Origin of the sequence: Neisseria sp. P0019.S002, from assembly GCF_051957155.1 — a bacterium.
Taxonomy (GTDB): domain Bacteria; phylum Pseudomonadota; class Gammaproteobacteria; order Burkholderiales; family Neisseriaceae; genus Neisseria; species Neisseria perflava.
In genome coordinates this window covers 1-496 of the sequence record NZ_JBQCWS010000076.1, presented here as the reverse complement: position 1 = coordinate 496, position 496 = coordinate 1, and the positions used below count along the sequence as shown (strand labels likewise).

Sequence of the window (496 nt, the reverse complement as noted above, 5' to 3'; positions counted from 1 at the left end):
AAACCCAAACAAACAACCAAAAAACAAACCAAAAAACAAAACACGCCACCCCAACAACACCCCCAACAACACCCAAAACCCAAAAACCAAACACCACAAAAAAGAACACGAGACCGAAACACACAAAACAACCCCCACAAAACACCCAAAAAACAAAACACACAACAAACCAAAACACAAAACCAAAACCAAAACAAAACCACACCCCCACACCACAACAAAAACCAAACCAACCCACCACACAACCAAAAAAACCCACCCCAACCCAAAAAACAAACCAAACCACCCACCCAAAAACCACCCACAAACCCAAAAAAAAAAAACCCACAACCAAACCACCAACACACCAAAAAAAACAACAAACGACAAAAAACCAAACACCAACACCACCACCCACACAACCAAAAACACCCCAACACACACCCCCAAAACCCCACCCACCACACACACCCAACACCACCAACAAAAAAAACAACACAAACCCCAACAACCACCA

General features: G+C 43.3%; 1 protein-coding gene. It reads right to left on the bottom strand.

Going from position 1 to position 496, the window contains the following annotated elements; all coding sequences use genetic code 11:
• On the bottom strand, positions 1–496 hold a 496-nt coding region (locus ACTHTY_RS11635), incomplete at both ends, for a hypothetical protein (RefSeq protein WP_440367784.1).